The organism is Kineobactrum sediminis, assembly GCF_002868715.1.
Taxonomy (GTDB): Bacteria; Pseudomonadota; Gammaproteobacteria; order Pseudomonadales; family Halieaceae; genus Kineobactrum; species Kineobactrum sediminis.
Genome location: NZ_PKLZ01000003.1, coordinates 351383 through 377118, shown reverse-complemented (window position 1 = coordinate 377118; position 25736 = coordinate 351383). Strand labels below are relative to the sequence as shown.

General features: G+C 60.0%; 25 protein-coding genes. 12 read left to right on the top strand and 13 right to left on the bottom strand.

The genetic code is table 11. The annotated features are described in order from the left end of the window. Positions 1–24: 24 nt before the first annotated feature. The 5 genes from CWI75_RS06995 to rpoE form a co-directional block, all read right to left on the bottom strand. The gene (locus CWI75_RS06995) at positions 25–1425 is read right to left on the bottom strand and encodes a Do family serine endopeptidase (protein ID WP_101521009.1); all 1401 of its coding nucleotides are present in this window, start codon (positions 1423–1425) and stop codon (positions 25–27) included. Between the two features lie 48 nt (positions 1426–1473). Beyond that, positions 1474–1959 carry a SoxR reducing system RseC family protein gene (locus CWI75_RS06990; protein WP_101520758.1) on the bottom strand — a complete coding sequence of 162 codons (486 nt, stop codon included), beginning with the start codon at positions 1957–1959 and terminating at the stop codon, positions 1474–1476. Continuing rightward, positions 1960–2937 carry a MucB/RseB C-terminal domain-containing protein gene (locus CWI75_RS06985; RefSeq protein ID WP_241521116.1) on the bottom strand — a complete coding sequence of 326 codons (978 nt, stop codon included), beginning with the start codon at positions 2935–2937 and terminating at the stop codon, positions 1960–1962. 7 nt (positions 2938–2944) lie between these two features. Continuing rightward, positions 2945–3550: a sigma-E factor negative regulatory protein gene (locus tag CWI75_RS06980; protein ID WP_241521115.1), complete on the bottom strand. Its 606-nt coding sequence runs from the start codon at positions 3548–3550 to the stop codon at positions 2945–2947. 87 nt (positions 3551–3637) lie between these two features. Then, positions 3638–4222: an RNA polymerase sigma factor RpoE gene (gene rpoE, locus CWI75_RS06975; protein ID WP_101520755.1), complete on the bottom strand. Its 585-nt coding sequence runs from the start codon at positions 4220–4222 to the stop codon at positions 3638–3640. A 271-nt stretch (positions 4223–4493) separates the two neighbouring features. Here rpoE and nadB point away from each other — a divergent pair, with 271 nt between their 5' ends. Next, positions 4494–6086 carry an L-aspartate oxidase gene (gene nadB, locus CWI75_RS06970; RefSeq protein WP_101520754.1) on the top strand — a complete coding sequence of 531 codons (1593 nt, stop codon included), beginning with the start codon at positions 4494–4496 and terminating at the stop codon, positions 6084–6086. Here nadB and CWI75_RS06965 read toward each other — a convergent pair. Beyond that, positions 6069–6497, bottom strand: a complete 429-nt coding sequence (locus tag CWI75_RS06965; RefSeq protein ID WP_146003557.1) for a hypothetical protein — start codon at positions 6495–6497, stop codon at positions 6069–6071. The two genes, nadB and CWI75_RS06965, sit on opposite strands and share 18 nt — an antisense overlap. Next, positions 6442–6714 carry an FAD assembly factor SdhE gene (locus tag CWI75_RS06960; RefSeq protein ID WP_101520752.1) on the bottom strand — a complete coding sequence of 91 codons (273 nt, stop codon included), beginning with the start codon at positions 6712–6714 and terminating at the stop codon, positions 6442–6444. Before CWI75_RS06960 ends, CWI75_RS06965 begins: the two co-directional genes overlap by 56 nt. Positions 6715–6827: 113 nt before the next feature. On the opposite strand from CWI75_RS06960, the gene ygfZ reads away from it, so the two are divergent. Then, positions 6828–7754: a CAF17-like 4Fe-4S cluster assembly/insertion protein YgfZ gene (ygfZ, locus tag CWI75_RS06955; protein WP_101520751.1), complete on the top strand. Its 927-nt coding sequence runs from the start codon at positions 6828–6830 to the stop codon at positions 7752–7754. Here ygfZ and ung read toward each other — a convergent pair. From ung to npdG, 6 genes are read right to left on the bottom strand one after another with little or no spacing between them, the layout of a single operon-like run. Beyond that, entirely contained in the window at positions 7747–8439 is a 693-nt protein-coding gene (gene ung, locus CWI75_RS06950; RefSeq protein ID WP_101520750.1) for a uracil-DNA glycosylase, read from the bottom strand. The two genes, ygfZ and ung, sit on opposite strands and share 8 nt — an antisense overlap. 3 nt (positions 8440–8442) lie before the next feature. After that, positions 8443–10953, bottom strand: a complete 2511-nt coding sequence (cofH, locus tag CWI75_RS06945; RefSeq protein ID WP_101520749.1) for a 5-amino-6-(D-ribitylamino)uracil--L-tyrosine 4-hydroxyphenyl transferase CofH — start codon at positions 10951–10953, stop codon at positions 8443–8445. A 4-nt stretch (positions 10954–10957) separates the two neighbouring features. After that, entirely contained in the window at positions 10958–11791 is an 834-nt protein-coding gene (gene cofC, locus CWI75_RS06940) for a 2-phospho-L-lactate guanylyltransferase (protein ID WP_101520748.1), read from the bottom strand. After that, complete coding sequence (gene cofD, locus CWI75_RS06935) at positions 11788–12750, bottom strand: 2-phospho-L-lactate transferase (RefSeq protein WP_101520747.1); 963 nt, start codon at positions 12748–12750, stop codon at positions 11788–11790. The genes cofC and cofD overlap by 4 nt, the downstream gene beginning before the upstream one ends. After that, the gene (gene cofE, locus CWI75_RS06930; protein ID WP_101520746.1) at positions 12747–13517 is read right to left on the bottom strand and encodes a coenzyme F420-0:L-glutamate ligase; all 771 of its coding nucleotides are present in this window, start codon (positions 13515–13517) and stop codon (positions 12747–12749) included. The genes cofD and cofE overlap by 4 nt, the downstream gene beginning before the upstream one ends. Further along, positions 13514–14200 carry an NADPH-dependent F420 reductase gene (npdG, locus tag CWI75_RS06925; protein WP_101520745.1) on the bottom strand — a complete coding sequence of 229 codons (687 nt, stop codon included), beginning with the start codon at positions 14198–14200 and terminating at the stop codon, positions 13514–13516. Before npdG ends, cofE begins: the two co-directional genes overlap by 4 nt. A 217-nt stretch (positions 14201–14417) precedes the next feature. On the opposite strand from npdG, the gene CWI75_RS06920 reads away from it, so the two are divergent. The 10 genes from CWI75_RS06920 to ccoP all read left to right on the top strand — a co-directional run bounded on the left by CWI75_RS06920 (position 14418) and on the right by ccoP (position 25697). Continuing rightward, complete coding sequence (locus tag CWI75_RS06920) at positions 14418–15203, top strand: SDR family oxidoreductase (RefSeq protein WP_101520744.1); 786 nt, start codon at positions 14418–14420, stop codon at positions 15201–15203. Further along, positions 15200–17221, top strand: coding sequence for a pyrroloquinoline quinone-dependent dehydrogenase (locus CWI75_RS06915; protein WP_101520743.1), 2022 nt, complete (start codon positions 15200–15202; stop codon positions 17219–17221). The genes CWI75_RS06920 and CWI75_RS06915 overlap by 4 nt, the downstream gene beginning before the upstream one ends. Positions 17222–17337: 116 nt before the next feature. Next, on the top strand, positions 17338–19728 hold the full coding sequence (locus CWI75_RS06910) for a putative bifunctional diguanylate cyclase/phosphodiesterase (RefSeq protein WP_162300012.1): 2391 nt from the start codon (positions 17338–17340) through the stop codon (positions 19726–19728). After that, positions 19725–20930 carry a helix-turn-helix transcriptional regulator gene (locus CWI75_RS06905; protein ID WP_101520741.1) on the top strand — a complete coding sequence of 402 codons (1206 nt, stop codon included), beginning with the start codon at positions 19725–19727 and terminating at the stop codon, positions 20928–20930. The genes CWI75_RS06910 and CWI75_RS06905 overlap by 4 nt, the downstream gene beginning before the upstream one ends. Before the next feature lie 76 nt (positions 20931–21006). Further along, complete coding sequence (gene fnr, locus CWI75_RS06900; RefSeq protein ID WP_101520740.1) at positions 21007–21765, top strand: fumarate/nitrate reduction transcriptional regulator Fnr; 759 nt, start codon at positions 21007–21009, stop codon at positions 21763–21765. Between the two features lie 116 nt (positions 21766–21881). Further along, positions 21882–22484 carry a Yip1 family protein gene (locus CWI75_RS06895; RefSeq protein ID WP_101520739.1) on the top strand — a complete coding sequence of 201 codons (603 nt, stop codon included), beginning with the start codon at positions 21882–21884 and terminating at the stop codon, positions 22482–22484. A gap of 47 nt (positions 22485–22531) precedes the next feature. Then, on the top strand, positions 22532–23992 hold the full coding sequence (ccoN, locus tag CWI75_RS06890; protein ID WP_101520738.1) for a cytochrome-c oxidase, cbb3-type subunit I: 1461 nt from the start codon (positions 22532–22534) through the stop codon (positions 23990–23992). Beyond that, positions 23989–24597 carry a cytochrome-c oxidase, cbb3-type subunit II gene (gene ccoO, locus CWI75_RS06885; protein WP_101520737.1) on the top strand — a complete coding sequence of 203 codons (609 nt, stop codon included), beginning with the start codon at positions 23989–23991 and terminating at the stop codon, positions 24595–24597. Before ccoN ends, ccoO begins: the two co-directional genes overlap by 4 nt. 4 nt (positions 24598–24601) lie before the next feature. Beyond that, positions 24602–24826 carry a cbb3-type cytochrome oxidase subunit 3 gene (locus CWI75_RS06880; protein WP_101520736.1) on the top strand — a complete coding sequence of 75 codons (225 nt, stop codon included), beginning with the start codon at positions 24602–24604 and terminating at the stop codon, positions 24824–24826. After that, entirely contained in the window at positions 24819–25697 is an 879-nt protein-coding gene (gene ccoP, locus CWI75_RS06875; protein ID WP_101520735.1) for a cytochrome-c oxidase, cbb3-type subunit III, read from the top strand. Before CWI75_RS06880 ends, ccoP begins: the two co-directional genes overlap by 8 nt. Positions 25698–25736: the final 39 nt, after the last annotated feature.

Genomic DNA, 25736 nt, shown 5'->3' with positions numbered 1-25736 from the left:
AAACAGGCCTCCCCGGGTAGCGGTTCACTCTCCCAATTTGAGGCCGATGAACATCGGCGTGCCCCGCCGGACAAGTCGCAACGGCACCGAATCACCGGGAGAGAGTTTGGTCACTGCTCGCTGGAACGCGCTAATATCCTTGATCGCGGTGGAGCCCAGCAGGGTAATGATGTCCCCCGGCAGAATCCCTGCATCTGCAGCGACCGAGCCTGAAATCACCCGCCTCACCAGAACGCCCCCGCTAAGGCCAAAGCGCTGCAGAGCATCCTCTGGCGCATTTTCAATCACCAGGCCCAGGCGACCGCCACCGTTGGCGGTATCGATCTCGTTACTGAGCGCGTAGCTGTCTTCGGCATCCAGCCCCCCCACTGTCACCTTCAGTGTCTTGCGCTTACGATCGCGCATGATTTCCACCGGAACCGTGGTGTCGGGCGTAATCAACCCGACGACATGAGGTAGCTCGGCAGAGGTATCAATATCCTCGCCGGCAAAGCGCAGGATGACATCACCTGGCTTTAACCCGGATTTGGCTGCCGGACCGCCCTCGGAGAGCTGGTTGATGAGCGCACCCCTGGGTCGGGACAACCCGAAGGACTCGGCCAGGGTTTTATCCACATCCTGGATGGTAACACCCAGCCAGCCGCGGGTTACCCGGCCATGCTCCTTGAGCTGGGCAACAACATTACGCACCACCGAGGACGGAATCGCAAAGGACAGGCCTATGGACCCGCCGCTGCGAGTGAAGATCTGCGAATTGACCCCAACCACGTCGCCGTCCAGATCGAACAGCGGCCCACCGGAGTTACCCGGGTTGATTGCCACATCCGTCTGGATAAACGGTACATAGTTTTCCCCCTCCTCGGTAGGAAGACTGCGACCCATGGCGCTGACAATACCGGCGGTAACCGAGTAATCGAGCCCAAATGGCGAACCTATTGCCACCACCCAGGAACCCACCTCCAGGTCATCGTCAGCCTCCAGCGCCAGAGCCGGTAAATTCCTGGCACCAATACGCAACAGGGCGAGGTCCGAGCGCGGATCCGTACCGATCACTTCGGCATCGAATTCCCGGCGGTCTATCATCCGCACCAGAACGCTTTCAGCACCTTCAACAACGTGGTTATTGGTCACGATATAACCGTCATCGGAGATAATAAAGCCCGAGCCCATGGCCATGCGCTGTCGCTGCTCGGGAGGAGCACCCCGGAATTCGAAAAAACGCCGCAGGTGTTCGGGAATATCCTGTAAGTCAGGCATTTGCCGCGAACCACTTCCAACCCGGTGCTCGGCAAAGATCTTAACCACGGCGGGTGAACCGGACTTCACGATATCTCGAAAATCCGGCAGGGCCTGCGCCGCCAGGGCCGGCACCGCGAGACTCAGGCACAATAACAGCATAATCGAAAGACGCGCGTGTACAGTCATGTTGTCCATCCCTAGTGTGTGTCAGATTAACCGCAAAATAATCCGGTATCAGCGCAGCTGGAGCTCAACAGAGCCCTCCGGCGCAACCCTCCGGACAGCCACAAGAGTGGGCTGAAGCCGGGCATCAAGGCGATGCTGCCGCGAGTGCCAGCGCACCGTGATTACGCCGGCCAAAAACCCGAACACCGCGCCGGCAAGCGCTGCCGTATCCTCGGGCCAGGGCAATACGGAGCTGCCAAGTGCAGCCCCCGCCAGCATTGCTGCCAGGGGCACCATATAGACAATAGCAGAACCTCGCAGGATTACTTCTTCGGGGATACTGATGCTCACCTCGTCATGTACCCGGCAGGCGTTCGGGGCGAACTCTCCCGGCAGTACCCGCACCAGCCCACGCTGGCCATCGCGGATTCGATTGAGCAGGCCATGGCCGCAACCCTGCTGGGCGGCGCAATTACCACAGGTGGACTTGCGAATGGTCTCTACCCACACGCTGTCTTCTTCGATAGCGACGACTCGCCCTGTTTCAGTCAGCATTCAAGGTACCGCTCGAATCGAGTCGGCGACCATGCGCGCCGTATTCAATGGCACCTCGCCGATAACCGTTACCAGTACTGGCCACTTCGCCAGACGCATACCACGAGTATAGGAGATTGTACTGCCTTCGCGTACCACACCCTCTCCGGGCTGTATGGGACGCGGCAGCGTTTCCAGGAACACCGAGAATACGGCGAGGCCATCGGTATAGGTGCGACGCTGGTCTTGTCCCGTCGCCTCGTCTGTCGCCTGGAAACCTCCGGGCAGCCATTTGACAGACCATGCGGGCCCGGTTTCCGGACCGGCAGTTTTATCCACCGTGGCACGCGGATGCTGTGCCGGGTGAACAATATCGATATCAATTCCGGTCACCGGGGACTCGCCGTAAGCAATATCAGCAAACTGGAATCTCTCCAGCAGCTTGTCGCCAGCACCGATAGTACTGTTGCGCAACAGCAAACCGGTCTCTCTATCAAGCTCCAGCACATGGCCGTAACGATAGAGATCTCGGGGCTGGACATGCATTTTTACCGCCTGACGGCCAGCAATGCGTTCACCCCTTACCATCTGGAAGCGGTAGTAACGTGCGAGTTCACAGGATGCGCTGGCGAGCTCTTTATTATGTTCGAGTATGTGCTGGCCGGGATGCCGGCAATCCAGTGGGTGTCCGGCACGAATCACCTGTGCACCCTGGCCCGTGAGCCTGGTCAGACGCTCGGAAATGTGTCCATCCGCCACCGAATGTACGACCTGCATGACCTGCATGTCGTCGCCTCGCTGCAGAGTGATTACGCCATGGTAGGCCTGCTGGTGATGACTGCGGGACATTTTTGCCAGCCAGGCCAGGGCCTCACGATCGGCATCAGTACAGGTCGCCGCGACACCGAGCGGTGCCAGCAACGGAACCAGTATCAGGCTCAACAACAGCGAGGCCTTGACCAGGCCACCGCAGATGAGTGCTTTTGCCGTTGTCAACACGGGGTATTTACTCTTCGATATGGGGGACGCGCGCATAGGGAACCAGGCCCTGGGGCGAGTTCAGCGCAGCCTGCCCCGCGTGTTCCTGCATGTATTGCTCCATGCGCTGGCGCGCCAGTTCCTTGTAGGCCGTTCGTGCTGCGGGCTGTAACTGGGGGATAGGCTGGGTGCCATAGCTGGCGCGTACCGGCATGGCACCTACGCTGTTGACAAAGCCCACCGGCGACACACCGGCTGCGGGCAACGGACTGGCGAAATCAGGATCACCGCCACCGGCCTGAAACAACTGCTGGCCGCCGAACACTACCGTAGCCGTTACCGAGGCCGCGACCGCAAAACTGCCAACAGGACGCAGCAAGCGCTGCCACGCACTGGTTCCCGAAGAAGCTGCGGCGGCCTCGGCGGCGATTGCAGCGCTGACCCGACGCGAAATGTCCAGGTTCAGGTTAACCACCGGCTGCGCCGTGACCGCGGCTCGCGCCGCATTGTAGCGCACCCAGGTCGAGCGCAGCTCATCATCCTCGCCGATCTGACTCAGCACACGCTCCAGCTCCAGCTCATTCGCTTCGTCGTCCATCAAGGCTGAAAGGGATTCCCGCAATCTTTCGGTCATTGTCTGCATCCTCTGTGCCGGCGCACGCTACCAGGCTGGGTTTTGACGTGATCCTGCATCATTGTTGTTTCCATACTGTCCTGTCATTCACGCTGCGCCATCGACCTGTTCACGAACCTGTTTATCAATGGCTTCGCGAGCGCGGAAAATGCGCGAGCGCACCGTACCTACCGGGCAATCCATCACGCCGGCTATATCCTCATAACTCAGACCATCAAATTCGCGTAAAGTTACCGCGGTTCGCAAATCATCCGGCAATTCCCTGATTGCGCGATCGATAACAGCCTTGAGCTCCGCGCCAAACAGGGCGGTCTCCGGGGTTTCAATTTCCCGCAGGGCACTACCACCCTCAAAATATTCGGCGTCACCCACCTCCACATCGGAGCCGGGGGGGCGCCGGGATCTTGCCACCAGATAATTCTTGGCGGTGTTGATGGCTATACGATACAGCCAGGTGTAAAAAGCGCTCTCGCCGCGAAACCGTGGCAAGGCCCTGTAGGCCTTGATAAACGCTTCCTGGGCGACATCCTGCACTTCATCCTGGTCATTAACGTAGCGGCTGATCAAACTGAAGATCCTGTGCTGGTATTTCAGGACCAGCATATCAAAGGCACGTGAATCACCTTTCTGCACCCTGGCAACAAGCTGTTGGTCCGTTGGTGCAACGGTCATATCCTGTTTCCTTCCCTGGTTAACGATACGACAGCCACCACAACCCCTGTGTTGCAAGCAACGGCGCGCATTGCCGGTTCGTGCCGGCGGCCGCTGCCTGAGTGCAGTTGATGAGAGCCGTCTGTGTTACAAAAGTTCCGCAATCCCCTGATTCCTTATCTGGTACTACCTCGTTTATACTCACCGGGCAGTGGTCTGGACTAATGTACGCTACGTAACTTGTTGAGACACATAATATATTTCACTCCCAGAGGCAGCAAGCACCCGCCCCATGTCCAGTCACCGATTCCAACATGATGTCCTTATTATCGGCAGCGGCGCCGCCGGCCTGACCCTCGCCCTGCGCCTGCCAGGCCACCTGCGCATTGCCCTGCTGTCAAAAGGGAACCTCAACGAGGGCTCCACGTACTGGGCCCAGGGCGGCATGGCCGCCGTTCTCGACTCCGGGGACACCATTGACTCCCACGTCGATGACACCCTGACCGCGGGTGCCGGCCTCTGTAATGAAGAGGCTGTACGATTCACCGTGAGTAACAGCCGCAGTTGCGTGGAGTGGCTGGTGGCACAGGGCGTTGATTTTGACCTGCTACCGGATGAATCCCGGGACTTCCACCTGGCCATGGAAGGTGGCCACAGTCACCGCCGGATTATCCATGCGGCAGATCGCACCGGCAGGGCCATTTCCGAGGTTCTGACCGAGCGTGTCCTGCAGGCCCCGAACATTGAAATATTTCCCTATCGGGTGGCCGTCGATGTCATCACCAGCAACGGCGGCTGCGAGGGTGCCTATATTCTGGACCGCCAAACCGATCGTGTCGACCTGTTTCAGGCTCCCGCCGTGGTACTGGCGACCGGTGGTGCCAGCAAAGCCTACCTTTACACCAGCAATCCCGACGGCGCCAGCGGTGACGGCGTGGCTATTGCGTGGCGGGCCGGATGCAGGGTCGCAAACCTTGAGTTCAACCAGTTTCACCCCACCTGCCTGTATCACCCCAAGGCCAAGTCGTTTCTGATAACCGAGGCCATTCGTGGCGAGGGCGGCCGCCTGCTGCTGCCGGATGGTAGCCAGTTCATGCATCGCTTTGACCCGCGCGGCGAACTGGCGCCAAGGGATGTAGTGGCCAGGGCTATTGATCATGAAATGAAACGCCTCGGCATCGATTGCGTATTCCTGGACATATCACACAAGCCGCGGGCGTTCCTGCAGGAACACTTCCCCACCATTAGCGCTCGCTGCCTGGAACTGGGCATCGATATTTCCGTTGAACCCATCCCGGTGGTACCTGCAGCCCACTATACCTGCGGCGGTGTCGTGGTTGATACCGCAAGCCACACCGATCTCAACGGCCTGTACGCCGTCGGTGAGACCTCCTGTACCGGCTTACATGGCGCCAATCGTATGGCCAGCAACTCCCTGCTGGAGTGTATTGTCTATGCGGCGTCAGCTGCCGAACACATCGCCGCCACCATCGGCGAGCGGCCACGGCCTGGCCCCGCGCCCGCCTGGGATGAAAGCCAGGTCACCAACTCGGACGAAGATGTGGTGATATCCCACAACTGGGACGAGCTGCGCCGTTTCATGTGGGACTATGTCGGCATTGTCCGCACCGACAAGCGACTGGCGCGAGCAGAACATCGGGTGCAGTTGCTGCAAAGCGAAATTGCCGAGTATTACAGCAACTACAAAGTCAGCAACGACTTGCTGGAATTGCGTAACCTGGCCATGGTGGCGGAACTGATGATTCGCTGCGCGAAGGCGCGCAAGGAAAGCCGTGGTTTGCACTTTACGCTGGATTACCCGGACCTGCTGCCCGACGCCGTGGATACCATACTGACCCCTGAAACCTCAGCCCTCCAGGACTAGGCGACGGCGCAGGGCCCGCAGCGATGCCGGGCTACTGCAGCCGGGCCAGAACCACAGGGTATGGCGGCGCCCGCCACTCTCTTCACGTACCCTGACGCAAACCAGCCATGGCAGCAGGACACTCCCGGGCAGCAACTGCACCCGGCATAGCCAGTCGGTTGCCGGATTCCACAATCGCCACTGCCCGCGATGCCAGACCAGCCCCTGCAGTCGGGTGCGACTGCGACAGTGCCACAACAACGCGGCTACCGGCAGCAGCAATACCAGCGCGAGAACACCGTAGCCTCGTTCCACCAGCTGCCACGGCGCCCACAACGCCAGCGCGCACAAACCCAACCAGAGACCGAGACCCCTGTTACTGTTTCTCGCCGTTACGATCAGCGTGGGTGAAGCGGAGTATCTGCTCGACAATGGTGGCCAGCTCCCTGTCCTCGGGCCGGTTCCGGCTCATGAACCAGCTGAACAGATCCTGGTCTTCGCAGGTCATCAGCTGTTTGTAGCGCTCCCGGTCCACTGCATCCAGGTTGGCATACTGCCGGTTCACAAAGGGTTCCAGGACCAGATCCAGTTCCAGCATGCCGCGCCGACTGGCCCAGCGCATGCGATTAATTTCCTCGTTCTGTATCATGTAGCCTCCAGGGCAGCGCTGGCACATCAAAAACAGCTATTATAACGCCTGCGCTCGTACCATGGGCGAAAGATGGCGTTATTGCCAATACCCGCCGGCGAAGGAGACTGTTCGTGTCAGCCAGATTTGCACTACTGCCCGCAGAGGGCCTGCTCCACATAAGCGGACCCGATACCATCCGTTTTCTGCACAGCCAGGCCAGCGCCGACCTGCGCCTGGTGACCGAGGGACAAGCTGTCTACGGCACCTTCTGTACGCCCCAGGGCAGGGTCTTTTGTGATTTTCTTGCGATACAGATTGCAGCCGACCATGTGGCGCTGCGCATGCGTAACAGTATTATCGACCATGCCATTAGTGCGCTATCGCGTTTTGCGATGTTCTCCAAAGTCAGCTTGCAGCGGGAGCAAGACGGCTGGCAGGTAGTGGGCTGCTGGGGCGACGGTGCCCGTGATGCCCTGACGGGACTGTTGGATACGGTGCCTGGCACAAGCCTTGGCTGTGCCAGGCAAGAAAACACAGTGCTGATACAGACAGATGCCACGGGGCAACAGTTTGAATACCTGCTAAGGGAACCGCGGTCGGCCGAACAGCTGGAGCCGGGGCTGATCGCCACGCCCGCCAGTGCCTGGGAGGCCGAACAGGTGCGATGTGGGCTGGCGCGCATCGAAGCTGCAACCATCGGCGAGTTTCTACCGGAACAGCTGAACTACGACCTCACCGGCCACATCAATTTCCGCAAGGGTTGCTACCCGGGGCAGGAAGTAATTGCGCGCATGCATTACAAGGGCAAGGCCAAACGTCGCATGATACTGGCCCGGCTCCCGGAGGGTGAGATACCGGTCGCAGGTTCTCCCGTCTATAACCGGGGCCGCGACCAGCCGGTGGGCAATATCGTCAACGCCGGCATTACCGTCGATGACGACAGGCTGGCGCTGGTAAGCTGTACGCGTAGAGCAATCGATGAGGGCCTGCAACTGGCGCCGGATGCGGCAACTGTACTGCAACAGGAAGACTTGCCATACCCGGTGGAACTCAACTAGCGGGTGGCAGGCGCCAGTCGATCGGAGCCTGTCCGCGGGATGCAAGATAGTCATTGGCGGCACCGAAATGGCCGCAGCCGATAAACCCGCGATGGGCACTCAACGGTGATGGGTGCGGCGCACAGAGAACCACATGACGGTTCGCATCAATGCGCCCCCCCTTGCGCTGGGCGTAGCCACCCCACAGCATGAAAACCACGCCCTCGCGCTCGCAATTAATGGCGTCAATCACCCGGTCGGTAAACTGTTCCCAGCCCTTGCCGCGGTGTGATGCCGCCGCCCCACCCCGCACTGTCAGCACACTGTTAAGCAATAATACCCCGCGGTCGGCCCAGGCTTGCAGGCAGCCGTGTCCGGGAGGCCCAACCCCGAGGTCGCGCTGCAGCTCTTTGAAAATATTCTGCAGCGATGGGGGTATGGGGGTACCCGGGAGCACTGAAAAAGCAAGGCCATGGGCCTGGCCGTATCCGTGGTAGGGATCCTGGCCGAGAATAACCACCTTCACCTGCGGCAGCGGGGTGTGCGCAAAGGCATTGAACACCGAATCGCACGGTGGGTAGATGGGCGCACCTGCCGCAGACTCTTCCTGCAAAAACTGTCTCAATGCCAGCATGTAGGGCTGATCAAACTCAGCCTGCAGACGGGCCTGCCACGAAGCTTCGAGAGTGGATGCTGCGCCGGCCACCAGTCAGTTACTGGCGGCCATCAAAAAGACCTGTTCCTGAACTGTTGATGGCGCCCGGAGCCGGCCATCGATCGGCAACAACAGTCGCTTGTCGCGCTGCAAACGTCCCGCATCGGCGTTTTCAACCGCCAGTAACTCCGGGGCCGCGAAGGCCGCCTCCCGGCGTTCCTTGCGAGCATCGGCATACAGCGTGGTGCGCATTCTTGGCAGCCGGCCCCCGCCGCGAATCTGCGCTTCCATTAGCGCAGGCGACCACTCCTGGCCATGGGCAGAGCCGGCAGCCCGGGTAATGCTTTCGTTCATCAGGGTGCCGCCGAGGTCATTTACACCGGCCTGCAGACATGCCGCCACTCCCGCCGCCCCCATTTTCACCCAGGAGGCCTGGATATTGTGAATGTGGTCGTGCAGCACCAGGCGCGCCACCGCGTGCATCAACACCGCTTCGCGAAAGGTGGGCCCGGAGCGCGCTTTGCCGCGCTGGTACATCGGCGCTTCCATATGCACGAAAGGTAACGGTACGAATTCGGTGAAACCACCGGTACGCGCCTGAAGATTGCGAATCTCGAGCAAGTGTCGCGCCCAGTGCTGGGGCTGTTCGATATGGCCGTACATAATGGTCGCGGTGGTACGGAATCCTACCGCGTGTGCCGCTTCCATGACCTGCAGCCACTCGGCGCTGTTGAGTTTGTCGGGACACAAAACAGCGCGGACGTCATCGTGCAGGATCTCCGCCGCGGTGCCCGGCAGTGTATTCAGCCCCGCTGCCCACAATTGCCGGAGAAATTCCTCCAGGGAAATGCCGGCCGTGGCGGCGCCCTGCCAGACCTCCAGTGGCGAGAAGGCATGAATATGCATGTCGGGTACCGCGGTACGCACCGTGGCCAGTATGTCCAGGTAGGTCTGGCCGGTGTAGTCCGGATGAATACCACCCTGCATACAGACCTCCGTGGCACCGCGCTGCCAGGCCTCGCGACAACGCCTGGCGATTTCGGTGGCGCTGATGTCGTAGGGGCGTCCGCGTAGCGCCTCGCTCAACTTGCCCTTGGAAAATGCACAGAACTGGCACTTGAAGTAACAGACGTTGGTATAATTGATATTGCGGTTGACCACATAGCTGACCGTGTCCCCGCAGCGCTCTGCCCGCAAGCGGTTCGCTGCCTGCACCAGGAATGAAAATTCATCCCCCCGGCACTCAAACAGCCGCGCCACATCCTCTTCGCGCAGCGTCGCTCCAGCCTCACAACGCTGGACAATAGCCTGCAATTCGGCGGCTACCGGCAATGGTTCCGGGCGCTGCAACAAACGGGTTTCCAGTTCCGGCACCGGCGCATCCTCTCCCGGCGCCCAGCTGTCACGACGCGCAAAACCACTGGCGTCGTGTTGCCGCAGCACCGCCGTATGCAACGCGGGGTGAAGCCAGGTTTCAGGCTGCTGCGCGTAGCGGGGATAGATTGTCAGGCGCTGATCAAGGAACTTGCCCGCAGCCCCGGTCTCGCGAGCCAGCTGCTCCAGGTGCGGCCACGGTGCCTCGGGGTTGACATAATCAGGGGTCAGCGGGGACACCCCGCCCCAGTCGTTAATGCCCGCTGCCAGTAACTGCGGGAGCACGCCGGGACTGAGATTGGGTGGCGCCTGAATATTCATTGAGGGACCAAACAATAACCGGGCAACCGCGATTGTCCACAACAGCTCTTCCAGATCCGGCTCTGGGGCGGCGGCCATCCTGGTACCGGGTTTAGCCCGGAAGTTCTGCACAATGACTTCCTGCAGGTGGCCGTACCGGTGGTGCAGTGCCCGCAGCGCCAACAGGGATTCGATACGCTCCCGGCGGGTTTCGCCGATACCGATCAGGATACCCGAGGTGAATGGCACCCGGGCCTCGCCGGCCAGCTCGATAGTACGCAGCCGCAACGCCGGCTCCTTATCCGGTGAGCCGTAATGCGGCATCCCCTTCTCACCCAAACGGGTTGAGGCAGACTCAAGCATGATGCCCATGGAGGCGCTGCTCTGGCGCAGTAGAGCGATTTCTTCTGCGGTCATGCAACCTGCATTGATGTGCGGCAATAATCCGGTTTCAGCAAGAACCCGGCGTGCCACCTCGGCAACATAGTCCAGGGTGCTGGCAAAACCCATTTCAGCCAGTGCGTCCCTGGCGGCACGGTAGCGCAACTCGGGCTTTTCACCCAGGGTAAACAGGGCTTCCTGGCAGCCCATGGCAGCGCCTTCCCGGCACAGGGTGAGCACTTCTTCTATCGACAGATAGGGACTGGTTATTTTTTTCGGCGTGCGCGCGAAAGTGCAATAATGACAGACGTCGCGACACAGGTGAGTCAGCGGAATAAATACCTTGCGCGAATAGGTGACCACATTGCGGTGGCCGCGATCACGCAGTTCGGCCGCAAGCTCCGCCAGTGCGCGGGTGTCGGTGAAAGTCGCCAGAGCCAGGGCCTGCTCGTCGTCGGGTAGCGTACCCTCGAGCAGCTTGTATCGCAGCTTGTGCCAATCCGTTGTCATGGTGTCATCTCGCATTGCGGAGAGTGAATGTGTTGGTGCGCGGTTGCTGCACAAACCCGGCGGCCGTCAACCAGTGTCGCGTGTATTCCCCTACCGAAGCCGGCGCCATCTGCAGCAGACAGTCGAGATCATCGGAGGTATCAATGTCGAGCGCGAGCCCGGGCCGGCATAGCACCTGTACCGGAAGGTTGCGTTTTTGGGCCCAGCGCACGTGCGCTTCCCGACTGCCCGGGCCAAAGCAGAAGCGAGGTTCGAGCCCCGGCGAAAACAGCAACAGATTGGTACCGGTACCGGCGGAATCCGTCGCCACTACCATACCCTGCTGCTCGCGGTAGCAGTCAACAGCTGCATCAATATCTGCTGCCGTCAGCAGCGGCAGATCTGCATGCAATACCAGGATCAGACTATCGTCAACCGGGTGCTCTTGCACCAACTGCCGGCAGGCGGCGGCAAGCAATGCGTTTAAATTGTGGTCCGGCCGCGATCGGTCGGGCCGCGATCGGTCGGGCCGCGATCGGTCGGGCCGCGCTCGGTCTGACGCCTCTGGCACCGCAGCAGATGGATTGGCCGCCAGCCCGTCATCGCGCTGCAAGAGCAGATTTTCCGACACCAGGCGCACTTTTGGTACCCGGGCGAGAGTCGCTGCCCCCGGGTGGTCAGACAACAGGTTTATCCTCGTGACCAGGGGATGCAATACGAGCTGTGCAATCACATCCTGCGCCATCGCCGTGGCCAGGCCACTGCGTTGCGAGGCATCAAGTACACCCGCGAGCCGCGACTTGGCGGTACCGGGGGGCTTGATCGGTAACAGGACCTGAATCCCGGACACGGTAGTCATTGGCGTAACAGTTCCAGGCAGAAGCTGGCCAGCGCCTGCTTGTCTTCGCGTTCGCGCATTATTGTCGCCGCCAACTCTACCTCCATGCCCAGGCGACTGATAGCCGTCACCAGGTTTGCGTCACTGTGATCGATCACATAGGTGCCGACCAGGCCCGGATAGTGCCGGGCGTAGTACTCGGCAACGCCGAGGGCGGTAACCGGCATCGACAGTTCCGCCATCATCTTGGCCGCAGGGCCCTTGATTGCCCGACCGTCGACGATCGGGGCCACCACGACCACCGGCACGGCCCTATCTCGCAGGATTTTCCAGAAACTGTCCAGCTGCAGGATCGGGTCAATGCTCACAAAGGGATTGGAAGGACAAATAATTACGCCGGCAAGTGCAGGTTGTCGGCACAGTGCCGCGAGATCCGGCTGTAAACGCGCCTCCTGGAGGCCCGCAAAACTGAAACCGGTTACCGCGGGCTGGCACTGGCGTCGAACAAAATACTCCTGGAACGGCAGATCGCCCTCGTCACTGTGCACAATGGTGCGCACCGGATCGTCACTCATCGGATACAGGTGTGCGGGAACGCCAAGACGCTCCACCAGGTCACGGGTGACTGCGCTCAGGCTGGCGCCCGCCGCCAGCTGCCCGGTTCGCCACAGGTGTGTGGCGAGATCGCGATCACCCAGCTTGAACCAGGTATCAACACCCAGCCCAGCCAGTGCTCCCAGCACTCGCCAGCTCTCTCCGGCAAGGCCCCAGCCCTGCTCCGCATTACTAAGCCCCGCCAGGGTATAAAGCACGGTATCAATGTCGGGGCAGACCGTGAGCCCCAGGTGTTCAAAGTCGTCCGCGGTGTTACTGGCAATATGCAGGAGATCAGGCCCGAGCACATCCGCGAGCCCAAGACATAGCTTGGCGCCGCCAACACCACCGGACAGAGCAAGCACCGGCGCTGCGGCGGCACTCACCTGAACATGTCCATGGTCCGGGGCCGCAGCAAGCTGCGGGAGCCGTCATTGGCTCGGCGCAACCGGGCGCCACGCACCAGCACCACGGGCAGGCCCTCGGCGGCCTGGCCCATGACCAGGGACGCAGCGGCCGCCAGCTCATCGGCCACCGCCGCTTCCGTCACTTGCAACAGATTGCCAAACAGATCGTATTCCCCCACCTGGTTGAACAGAGGCTCCAGCCCTGCCGTACCCAGGGCCATTCCCACGGTGCCGTTGCGCCAGGCGCGCCCGGCGCTGTCATTGATAATAACCTGGACGTCAATACCGCCGCACAGCCCGGCGAGGGCAGCGCGCAATGTCGCCGCCGAGGCATCACAGTCCTCGGGTAACAACAGCACCTGGGGGTCCTCTGCGGTATCGGGGATATTGGACCGGTCAATACCGGCATTGGCGTGTACATAACCCTGGCGGTGTTCAACAATGATCACCCCGGGGCGTACCCGCAACACCTCTCGTGATTCACTCAGGATCAACTCGACCAGGCGCGGGTCCTTGTCGGCCTGGAGCGCCAGCTCCAGTGCTCGCGGGCCCGGCTCAACATCAGCCAGCCGACGATAGCGACCCTCGGCCTTGGAGACGATTTTCTGTGCCAGCACCAGCACGTCGCCCGCCTGCAGGGTCAACTCGTTCTCGGCCAGGTTCCCGGCGATCAGGGCCGCGAGGTCATCGCCCGGGGCAACCTGCGGAAAGCCGGCCAGGGCAATGAGTTCAAGGCGAACACTCATCCATGGCTGTCCAGGCCAGTGATTCTTATACCGGCATGGCAATTGTACTGCTTGTTAATGGTGATCAGCACCGATGTCAGTGCTTCGGCGGCGGCGGCGTTGTTGATCATGCCGGCGTGGAAACCGCGCAGGCCCGCTGCCTCGACCAGTTTGATGACTTCCGCACGGGCCTCCTTCTTGTTGCCACAGACCAGCACATCGCAATCGACGCCACCGCCTTCCTGCAGATGTGCCGCCGCCACGTTCTGGAATGCGGACACCACCGCAACCTCATCGCCCAGCAGTTCCTGGGCAATCTGGCCGGCACTGCCGCCCTCTGGCAGCTGTACGCGAGCCACCCGGGGCGGCACCAGCGGCACGGTAACATCAATCAGGATTTTGCCTTGCAGAGCCGGGGCCACCGCCTCGAGGGTGCTGACCTGATGGCTGAAGGGTACCGTCAGGGTGACAATATCTGCTACGGCGGCCGCGCCCTGATTATCCATGGCCTCGACGCTGATGTCGGCCACGCCGCGCTGTGCCATTACCGAGCGCAGGTCGGCAACCGCTGCTTCTGCCTTGTCCAGGGTTCGGGAACCGATAATCACCCGGTAACCCGCCTGTGCCCAACGCCGCGCCAGGCCGGTACCCAGATCGCCGGTGCCACCCAGAATTGCCAACGTTGGCAGTGCTTCATTTGTCATTACATCGTGTCCTTGAATGATTACCGTACAGCCACCTCGCTACGGTTCAGTAAACCTGACCACAGCCATCCCTCTGCACGCTATGGATAAACTCTGCCCACCGCAACATTCCCGAGACTACGGGAAGCGGTTAGGATGAATAACGCCAGCGCATCTTAGGCAAATCAAAACGCTATCACAAGCAACCTGGCCAGCATCTTCACAGGAGTAGAACTATATGGACAACCCGCTGGATTTTAGCGGTAAAACAGTCTTCGTTACCGGCGGCGGCAAAGGTGTCGGCCGCGGCATCAGTGAACGCTTTCTGGCGGCGGGTGCAAATGTCGTTATCTGCGGACGCAAGGCGCCGGAAGTATTGCCTGCGGTGGGCACGTCACAGGCCTGGTTCCTGCCCTGTGACGTGCGCGATTATGCACAGATTGAAGACTGCGTTGCCCGGATTGTGGAGCGCCATGGCAGCCTGGACGTGCTGGTCAATAATGCAGGGGGAGCACCCCGGGCAGACGCGGCCACTGCGTCACCGCGATTTTCGGAAGCCATTATTGCCCTCAACCTCACCGCCGCGCTGCACGGTGCCCAGCTGGCCAATCGGGTCATGCAAGGCCAGGCTCAAGGTGGCAGTATTATCAACATCGCCAGTGTCAGTACATTGCGCCCCTCACCCGGCACCGCCGCTTACGGCGCCGCCAAGGCAGGACTGGTAAATCTCGGGGCGTCGCTCGCGGTGGAATGGGGTCCCAAGGTACGGGTTAATGCGATCATCGCCGGCCTGGTGGAAACTGAACAGGCGCACCTCCACTACGGTGATGCCAGGGGCATTGCCGCCGTTGGCGACACGATACCACTGGGGAGAATGGCAGTACCCGGGGATATTGGCGATGCCTGTTTATTCCTCGCCTCACCGATGGCTTCCTATATTAGTGGTAGCAGCATCGCCGTGCACGGTGGCGGCGAAAAACCCGCCTTTCTCGACGCGGCAAACAGCCAGGACGGCGGTCTGTGAAAACGGTACGCTATTGCCGCGGCGTGCTATTGCCGACAATTCTGGCGCTGGCCTCGGCCTGTCATGCCGCCAGTGACTCCACCCCGGACAGTTCGCCGTCATTACAGGCCGGCAGCACCCCGCTGGAAGCCGCTCACTGGCCCAACTATGGCGGCCCCGATGCTGCCCAATATACGCCGCTTACGGAGATACACCCCGGCAATGTCGCGGGCCTGGAGCTGGCCTGGACGCACAACTCCGGCGATTTCAGCGACGGCAGCGGCGATTGGGGGTTAACTTCACTGCAGGTGACGCCGCTGGTATCGGGGGACACGCTTTACTATTGCACGCCCTTTGGCCGCGTGTTCGCGCTGGATGCCGAGACCGGCAACGAGCGCTGGCAGTTTGACCCGGAGATTCAGAACAGGCGCAGCGGTGTTTATCCCGCGGTCTGCCGCGGGGTTGCCCTGTGGCAGGCGCAAGACGCGGCGGAAGCCGCCGGCGTCTGTGGCCAACGCATTATTTACGGCACTCGTGATGCCGAACTGATTGCCCTGGACGCCACCACTGGCGCTCTTTGCGACGATTTCGGCGATGCCGGCAGGGTTTCCCTGAAAGAGCAGGTCGGGGGCGGCGAACCCTGGGTGTACTACCCCACGTCCCCGCCCTGGATCCAGGGTGGCAATGCCGTTATCGGGGCCCTGGTACCCGACAACGAAAGCAAAAATGTGCCCTCCGGAGTCGTGCGGGCTTTTGATGTGCGCAGCGGCGCCCTGGCATGGGCCTGGGAACCGGTATCCGATGCCTACCGCGAACGGCACCGCGACAGCCTGGGCAATGCTCGCTACCACCTGGGCACACCCAATGTATGGGCACCGATCTCCGGTGACCCGGAACTGGGCCTGATTTATGTACCCACCGGCAACCCCGCCCCGGATCTCTACGGAGGTGACCGCGACGGCATTGACGAGTACGGCTCCTCGGTGGTGGCTCTCGATGCCGCCACCGGCAAGCTCCAGTGGCACTTCCAGACCGTACACAACGATATATGGGACTACGATGTGGCCTCACAGCCCACCCTGTTCACTCTGCCCGGTGTGGGCGAAGGACGCCCGGGACTGGCGCAGGCAACAAAAATGGGCCATGTGTTCCTGCTGGATCGCGCGACGGGGGAGCCTTTGTATCCGGTGGAAGAACGACCGGTTCCGCAGGGTGGCGTAGCCGGTGAACAATTGTCGCCCACCCAGCCGTTTCCCACCCATCCACAGCCACTGCACCAACCGGCACAACTGGGCCCCGGGGACATGGACGGGTTTATCGGGCTGGATCGCCTGGCCTGCCAGCGAACCCTGGCCAAATACCGATCCGAAGGGATGTTCACGCCGCCCAGCCTGGAGGGCACTGTCGTCTATCCAGCCTCAACCGGCGGCATTAACTGGGGCGGCATCAGCATAGATGCCGGGCGCGGCATCCTGGTCGCCAACCAGATGCACCTGGCCCAGGTAGTACAACTGCTACCCAGGGATGAGTATGACGAGCTGAACCCGGCACCGGGCTACCCACTGGAACACTATCGGATGGAGGGAAGCCCCTATGGCGTGCGCCGATTCCCCCTGATGTCTCCGCTCGGGGCACCCTGTAATCCTCGCCCCTGGGGCAGTCTTACTGCGGTTGACCTGAAGACCGGGAATACCCTGTGGACACGCAGCCTCGGTAATACGCGTGGCCAGGCACCCTGGCCATTCTGGTTTGACGCGGGCACCCCAAATGCCGGCGGCCCGCTGAGCACGGCTTCCGGGCTGATTTTTATCGGCGCCACCACCGACTCACGATTCCGGGCCTTCGACAGTACAAATGGCTCACTTTTATGGGAATATCGACTCCCTTACACCGGCAACGCGACGCCACTGAGTTATCGGGTACAGCCGGGAGGCCGGCAGTTTGTCGTGCTGGCGGCAGGGGGCCATGGCTGGTCGGAAGCGGGCGACGCCATAATGGCGTTCAGCCTGCCTGCCGAATCGAGACAGTCGAAGCAGTAACAGCCGCCAGTTTGATGGACGGCAACACATGTTTTGTGCCTGCCGTTCATCCCGGTATACTGCTTGCGCCTCGCCACTCCGGCGATGCACCTAACCGGCCAGCGCCCCGAGAAGACATGTCACGGAACGGTTCCAGCAACAGACCGCCCACTACCGTCGAACTGCTGGCGGAAAGACCCGGTCTGTCCGGGGGCGCCACCGGTTGGCGCATGCCACAGCAATTACAGTCAAGTGCTGCCAGCGCGCCGGCGAAGGATGCACAAGCCGTGTTCGATGCGCTTGATGCGCTGCCCGACAGTGCCGCCACCCTGCACGGCATCCGCCAGGCCGGATCCACTGCGGATTACCTGCTCAACCATTGCCGCCAGGATGCGGGCGGCATCCACAGCCTCAGCCAGGAAAGCCGCAGCCAGCTTGCCATGGTAGATAACGTGTTCGCCACACTGCATGCGCAGTCTACCATGAGCCCTACCCTGAAGCCTGTTGTGGCCACTCTACAGCTACCCCTGGCGAGGCTCGCGCTACTCGAACCCTGCTTTTTCCTCAACCAGGAACATCCTGCTCGCAGGTTTATCGACAAACTGGCACTACTCGCAAGCTCGGCACATGCCAACGCTCCGCCAATGGCAGCGGATATTGCACGTATCGTTGACAATCTCTGCCGGAGTTACGGCCGGGACAACAGCGTTTTTGAAAGCGCACTGGTCAGTGTGGAACAACTTTTACGACAACAGGCCAGCATCCATACACGCAATCTGGAACAGGTACTCAGGACCCGCCAGAATGAAGAACAACTACAGCGAGCCGGGAGTGACACAAAAGTCACAGCCGGCGCGGTGGACGAAGACGCTATTGTTATCCGCGAGGCGCCTGTTGCGCTGCGCGACCGTATCAACCGAACCCGGCGACTGCGGCGCTGGGTCCGGCGTGTGGAAGAGCTGCAAACCGGCAGCTGGCTGACCTGGCAGGACTCCGGGGACCAACGCAAGCGAATGCAGCTGGCCTGGATCAGTGACGATGGGAATCGCTATCTGTTCGTCGATGAACACGGCCGTAAAGCAGTGGAACTCAACCGTGTACAACTTGCCCGCCAGCTGAGCCACGGCGCCCAGCCGCCCGCCCCCATGGATACGCTGTCAGTAGTGGACCAGAGCCTCTATGACACCCTTGAACAGGTTCAACGGGGCCTCAGTTTCACCCGCAATCACGACACTCTTACCCGCCTGATCAATCGCGATGCGTTTCTGGAGCAGGTTGAGAAGACATTGCAGCATGCCCGGCATCACGGCTCCCAGCACGCGGTACTGGTACTTGATATCGACAAATTCAGCCTGGTTAATAAAGTCTACGACAGGATCAGCGGCGACGAGGTATTACTGGAATTCTCGCGACTGCTGGCACAACTGCACAGCAAAAAGATTTCTTCCGCACGCCTGGCCGCCGATGAATTCGCCGTGCTGCTGGTCGACAGGGAAATCCACCAGGCGGAGCAGATAGCCAACAGGATCCGTACCGATATCGCTGCCAGCAGCGTTAATATAGGTGGGGAAAATGTCACCTTCACGGTGTCCATTGGCGTTGCCTCCATTTTTGACTTCAGCCCCGGCGTAGACGACATTATGGCCAACGCCCGCTCTGCCATGCTTGAAGCCAAGCAACTGGGCAGGGATCGCATAGTGGCCTGGCAACAATCCGGGGCGGAGGTGAAGCAGCACAAAAAACAACGGCAACGCTCCCGGCGCGCACTTGAGGAAACACTCGAGAGCAAACACTTCACCTTGCGGGCCCAGCCCATTATCAAGACCGCAATAGGGGGAGGCCTGTCTACCACTGGCCACTACGAGCTGCTGCTGGCGATGAAAGACGGCAATGGCAACCTCCGCTCGCCGCAAAAATTCATCAGCACGGCAGAACGCCATGGATCCATGACGCTGGTTGATCGCTGGGTGATAAAAGAAGCTTTTCGCTGGGTCAGTTCACTGATGGACGCACAGAAAGTCGTCCCCAGACTTGCCATCAACCTGTCGGGAAGCAGTGTCACCGACGATGCTTTCCTCGATTACCTGTTTGAACAGATCTCCGAGTTCGGGGTTGGCACCAACCGGCTTTGCTTTGAGATCACCGAAGCCGGCACCATTTCAAACCTGGTCAAAGCCGCCGATTTTGTCCGCGCATTTCGCAATATCGGCTGCAAGTTTTCCATTGATGACTTCGGTAAAGGCGTTGCCAGCCATCAATGCCTGCGTGAACTGCCCGTGGACTACGTCAAGATTGATGGCAGTTTCATCACCAATATCCATCACAACCGCAATGATTATGCGATGGCCCGCTCCATCAACGATCTCGCTCACTTCCTCGGCCAGGAGACCATCGCCGAATCGGTGGAGAGCGAGGCCATCGTGCTGCAACTCCGGGAAATCGGGGTGGACTACCTGCAGGGATGGGGCGTTGGCCACCCCCGGCCTCTAGCGGATGTGACGCTGGAACTGGCGAGCCTTGAAACATGAATAACCGCAGCATACCCGGCCTCACCAACCTGGCAACAACGCCGGTCGACTATGACGCGCTGATTGCTGCCATTTACCGAGGGCCGCTGGAAACTCAACCCTGGTCGACTGCCCTACCGCTGTTGCGGGAGATCATGGACTCCCATGTGGTTTCCCTGGTATTGCGGCCACCAGCAAAGAATGATCGCGGCGTTATTCTCAACAGTGTGCGGCCAACCGGTGACCCTGCAAGCACTACACCGGCGGGGCCGCTGTCGGATGCGGCGGACTGGGAAGTTACCGCCTACCGGGAGCAATTCTTTGCCCTGGACCCGTTCGTTAACCTGCCGGTCGACAAGGTCGTGGCACTGGCAGACATTCTCGACGATGAGGCGCTGGTAGCCTCCGAATACTATGAACACTATCTGCGCCCGGCGGGACTGTTCCGCATCCTGGGCCTGGACACGGTGGAACCCGGGGGCATGCTTGCCCGGCTGCGCTTCAGCCGGCGTCGGGAGGAGCCCCCGTTCACGCCGGATGAGCGCGCATTACTGGCACGGATCGCGCCCCATATACGCCTCGCCATCCAGATCCATGCCACGATAGGTCGCACCGCTTCGGAGCGAAACCTCTATGCGGGTGCGGTCGAGCAACTGGCGGTAGCAACCATTATCCTGGACGAACAGGGGCATGTCCTCAGCACCAACACCATTGCCCGGGCATTGCTGGAAGACGCTGATGGCCTGACTGTGCGCGGCCAGCACCTGCTGATCGAGGGCCGAGATCGTAACCGTGAATTGCAAAACTCACTGGCCACTATCGTTGAGGCCCAGCATCGCGGCGAAACCTCGGTGGTCAAGGCCCTGCGCGTGCCCCGCTCGGGGGGCCGCTCGCAGCTGGGCCTGGTGCTGCGGCCGGTGCCGGTATCCGAGTGGAGCGAAGGCCAGACCAGCCCCTGTGTCGCCGTCTTCATTTCCGACCCGGAACTGAGCGAACCGGCCTCCCAGGGCACTCTGGGCGAGTTATTTGACCTGACACCGGCGGAAGCCAACCTTGCGGTCCTGTTATCCCGCGGGCTGCGCCTCGCAGAGGTGTCCGAGGCACAAAACATCTCTCCGCACACCGCGCGGGCCCAATTGAAATCAATTTTTGCCAAAACCGGGGTGTCCCGGCAGGCAGAACTGGTGAGACTGGTTCTGAAAAGCGTGGCGTCCCTGGGCTGAACAGGCCCATATGGGTAGTGCCGCAGATCAATAAATTACTCTATACTTGTGGGGCGCTTGCGTCCTGGGGGATAACATGTCAATGCACCTTGCGAAGGTCAGTGAAGACACCATTTTCAGATCGTGTGACCACGACTACAAAGTCACCTGCGATACCTGCCGCCTGAACAGGATCTGTATTCCACTGGCGCTGAACGCCAAAGACCTGGAGCAGCTCGAAAAGATTGTCCAGCACACCAAACCCATGCAGAAAAATGAACTGCTGTATCGGGAAAATACGCCTTTTCAGTCAATTTACGCCGTACGCTCGGGGGCTATCAAGGCTTTCCGGACCACCAACGACGGTCGGGAACAGGTAACGGGGTTCTACTTTCCCGGCGAGATACTGGGCATGGATGGCATCAGTGAGGACCGCCATGCCTCATCCGCCCGGGCCCTCGAAACCGCCGCAATCTGCGCGATCCCCTTCAATGCACTGGAAAAACTCAGTTCCACCATGCCCAACCTGCAGCGCCACCTGTTCCAGTTGATGAGTCGGGAGATTACCGAAGACCAGCTGCTGATCACCCTGCTCAGCAAGAACTCGGCGGACGAGCGCGTGGCCACCCTGTTGCTCAGCATCTCCCGACGTAATGCCCGGCGGCACCTCAGCGCGACCCACTTCCGCTTGCCCATGTCCCGGGTAGACATCGGCAACTACCTCGGGCTGACAGTGGAAACCATCAGCAGGGTCTTCAGCCGCATGCAAAAAGCGGGGACCCTGCGGGTCGATAACAAGGAAATCGAGATTATGGACTATGAAGCACTGCATCACGGTGCCAATCTGTCTAACTAAAGCACAACCTGATCCGCCAGGCACTGCAGTCTCTTGATCTGTATCATGGTTCTGGCCACACAGGTCACTAGAATGCCCATGCGCCGGGCACAACACACTCTGGGGAGAACACCAACATGATCCAACATACCATAGGACTGCTGGTCAGGCCTCGCGCCCAGTGGGGCAGAATTGCAGAATTGCCCCGGGGTTCGCTCAATATGCTGGTCCTGTATCCCTTCATTCTCGCTTTACTGCCAGCGGTCGCATGGTATTACGGTACTTCGCATATCGGCTGGACAGTCAACGGCGACAACCCCATCCGGCTAACCACCGACAGCGCCCTGCAGCTGTGTATTCTGTTCTACTTCGCCATGGTCAGCTGTATCGTCGCGATCGGTTTTTTCATTCACTGGATGGCGGGCACTTATGGCGCCGAGACCACCCTCGCCAAGGGCATTGTCATTGCCGGCCTGGCGGTTACCCCCATGTTCATCTTTGGCCTTGTGGGCTTCTACCCGCTGCTCTGGGTAGATCTGCTGGTGGCCGTCACCGCCGCAAGCTGGTCGGTCTACCTGCTTTACCTCGGCATTCCCATCATGATGCGCATACCGGAAGAACGTGGTTTCCTGTTTTCTACCGCGGTCATGGCCGTCAGCCTGGTGATTCTGGTCTCCCTGCTGGTAGCCACCGTTATCATCTGGGACATGGGCGCGGGCCCCGCATTTACCGATGTCTGATAACCCAATGCCCTCGATTTTCGTCTTTATGAAAGTGGACCTTAACAATGAGTGAACTCAACGCTGCTCTGGAGCACCCAACCTATAATTACAAGGTTGTGCGTCAATTTGCCATCATGACGGTGGTCTGGGGAATTGTGGGCATGCTGGTCGGTGTGTGGATCGCCGCACAGCTGGCGTTCCCCGCCCTCAACTTCGACCTTCCCTGGACCAGTTATGGTCGCCTCCGGCCTCTACACACCAATGCGGTGATCTTTGCCTTTGGTGGCAGTGCACTGTTCGCCTCGTCCCTGTACGTGGTGCAACGCACCAGCCAGGTTCGCCTGATCTCGGACAAGCTCGCGGCCTTCATGTTCTGGGGCTGGCAGCTGGTAATCGTGGCGGCCGCTATCACACTGCCCCTGGGCCTGACCTCGACCAAGGAATACGCCGAACTGGAGTGGCCCATCGACATACTGATTACGGTTGTCTGGGTGAGCTACGCCATACTCTTTTTCGGTACCATCATGAAGCGCAAGGTGGAGCACATTTATGTGGCGAACTGGTTCTTCGGCGCCTTCATTATCACGGTGGCAATACTGCACCTGATTAATAGCGCATCCATCCCGGTTACCATGACCAAGTCCTATTCGGCCTATGCGGGAACCGTCGATGCAATGGTGCAATGGTGGTACGGTCACAACGCAGTCGGTTTTTTCCTCACTGCGGGTTTCCTCGGCATGATGTATTACTTTGTGCCCAAACAGGCGGAGCGGCCAATCTATTCCTATCGCCTGAGTATCGTTCATTTCTGGGCACTGGTGGCTGTCTATATCTGGGCCGGCCCCCACCACCTGCACTACACCGCCCTGCCCGACTGGGCTCAAAGCCTGGGCATGGTGATGTCGATTATTCTGCTGGCGCCTTCCTGGGGCGGCATGATCAACGGCATCATGACGCTCTCCGGTGCCTGGCACAAATTGCGTACCGACCCCATACTCCGGTTCATGGTGGTAAGTCTGTCATTCTATGGCATGTCTACCTTCGAAGGGCCCATGATGTCGATCAAGACAGTCAATGCCCTGTCACATTACACCGACTGGACGATCGGGCATGTGCACTCCGGCGCGCTGGGCTGGGTCGCCATGATCAGTATCGGCACCCTGTATCACCTGATCCCGGTTTTGTACGGCAGGTCCCGCATGTACAGCGTGGATCTCATTAATGTCCATTTCTGGATGTCGACTATCGGCACGGTGCTGTACATCACGTCCATGTGGGTTAACGGCATTCTGCAGGGCTTGATGTGGCGAGCCTATAACGAAGACGGCACCCTCACCTATACCTTCGTCGAATCGGTTGCCGCGAGCTACCCGGGCTACCTGGTAAGACTGGCGGGCGGTGCGATCTTCCTCGGTGGCATGCTGATAATGGCCTACAACGTCTATATGACGGTGCGCAAGGACCGTGCATGGGATAGCGCGGAAGAACCATTGGCTGCCGGCGCGGCTCAGGGAGGCCAGGCATGAAACATAAGGTCATAGAGACGAATATCGGCATCATGATCGTGTTCGTCATTGTCGCCATCAGTTTTGGCACCCTGGTGGAACTGGTTCCGCTGATTATGGGCAAGCAGGTAAGCGAGCCTGTTGCCGGGCTGAAGCCACTGCCCGCGCTGGAGCTTGAGGGTCGGGACATTTACATACGAGAAGGGTGCGTTGGCTGTCATTCGCAAATGGTGCGCCCCCTCAGGGCCGAAACAGAGCGCTATGGGCATTACTCCGTGGCGGGAGAGTCGGTATACAACCACCCGTTCCTCTGGGGTTCCAAACGCACGGGCCCGGACCTGGCGCGGGTTGGGCAGCGCTACAGCGATGACTGGCACCGCGCCCACCTTTACAATCCGCGTGATGTTGTGCCGGAATCCAATATGCCCGCCTACCCCTGGTTATTCGATGATGAAATCAATGGGGAAACCACCGGGAGAAAAATGGCGGCCCTGCGCAAGGTCGGGGTGCCCTATACCGATGAGGATATTGCCGGCGCCGCGGAAGCCGTTGATGGCCGCAAGGAAATAGATGCCCTGGTGGCTTATCTCCAGCAACTCGGCACCCTGCTGCAGACGAGGCGCTGATGCTATGGATATCAATGATCTCAGAGGCCTGAGCACGATCCTGATTTTTGTTTCATTTGTCGGGTTGTGCATCTGGGTTTACAGCAGCAAGCGCAAGAAAAGCTTTGAGGAGGCCGCGCATCTGCCGTTTGCAGATGAAGAGCCTGAAAAACCAGTGTCAGAAGAATCGCCGGAAAAACCAGAACAATCAGAGAAACGCAGCAAGCAGGAGGATTTACCGAATGGCTAGTTTCTGGAGCTACTGGATTATTATCCTCACCACCATCATGATCGTGGGAACGACCTGGGTACTGTTTGCCAATCGCAAGACTGATGACAGTACCACCGAGCGCACCACCGGGCATGTCTACGACGGCATAGAGGAATATGATAACCCCCTGCCGGCGTGGTGGTTTTACATGTTCGTTATCACAATCGTCTGGGCTATCGCTTACCTGGTTGTGTATCCCGGCATGGGCAATTACCCGGGGCTGATTGGCTGGACCCAGCAAGGGCAGTACGAAGCCGAGGTGGAAGCAGCGGAAGAACGCTACGGCGAGATGCGCAGCCGCTATCTGGCAATGCCCGTTGCAGAAATTGCCCAGGATCCGGCGGTACGTAAAATGGGCATGCGCCTGTTTGGCAACAACTGTGCCCAGTGCCATGGCGCCGATGCCAAGGGTCGCTACGGGTTCCCGAACCTGACCGACGATCAGTGGCAGTGGGGCAGCACCCCCGACGCCATCAAAGAGACTCTGGTAAATGGCCGGCGCGCGGTCATGCCGGGCTGGGAATCGGTCCTGGGGAGCAAGGGTATTGCTGAGGCCACAGAGTATGTCCTGTCACTCAATGGTCGCGAAACCGACCCGGGCAAGACCGCTGCGGGCGCCAAGCATTACGCCACCTATTGCTCTGCCTGCCACGGCCAGGACGCCAAAGGGCAGGAAATCTTTGGCGCGCCAAACCTGACCAACGGCATCTGGCTTTATGGAGGGAGCCGTGAGCAGATAAGCCATACGCTCCGCGCGGGCCGCAACGGCGTCATGCCTGCCTTCAAAGACAGCCTTACCGAGGACAAGATCCATATTCTGTCCGCTTATGTCTACAGTCTCAGTAACTAGTTAATCAGCCGGCCTCCGTTGCGGGAGGTCGGCCCTTTC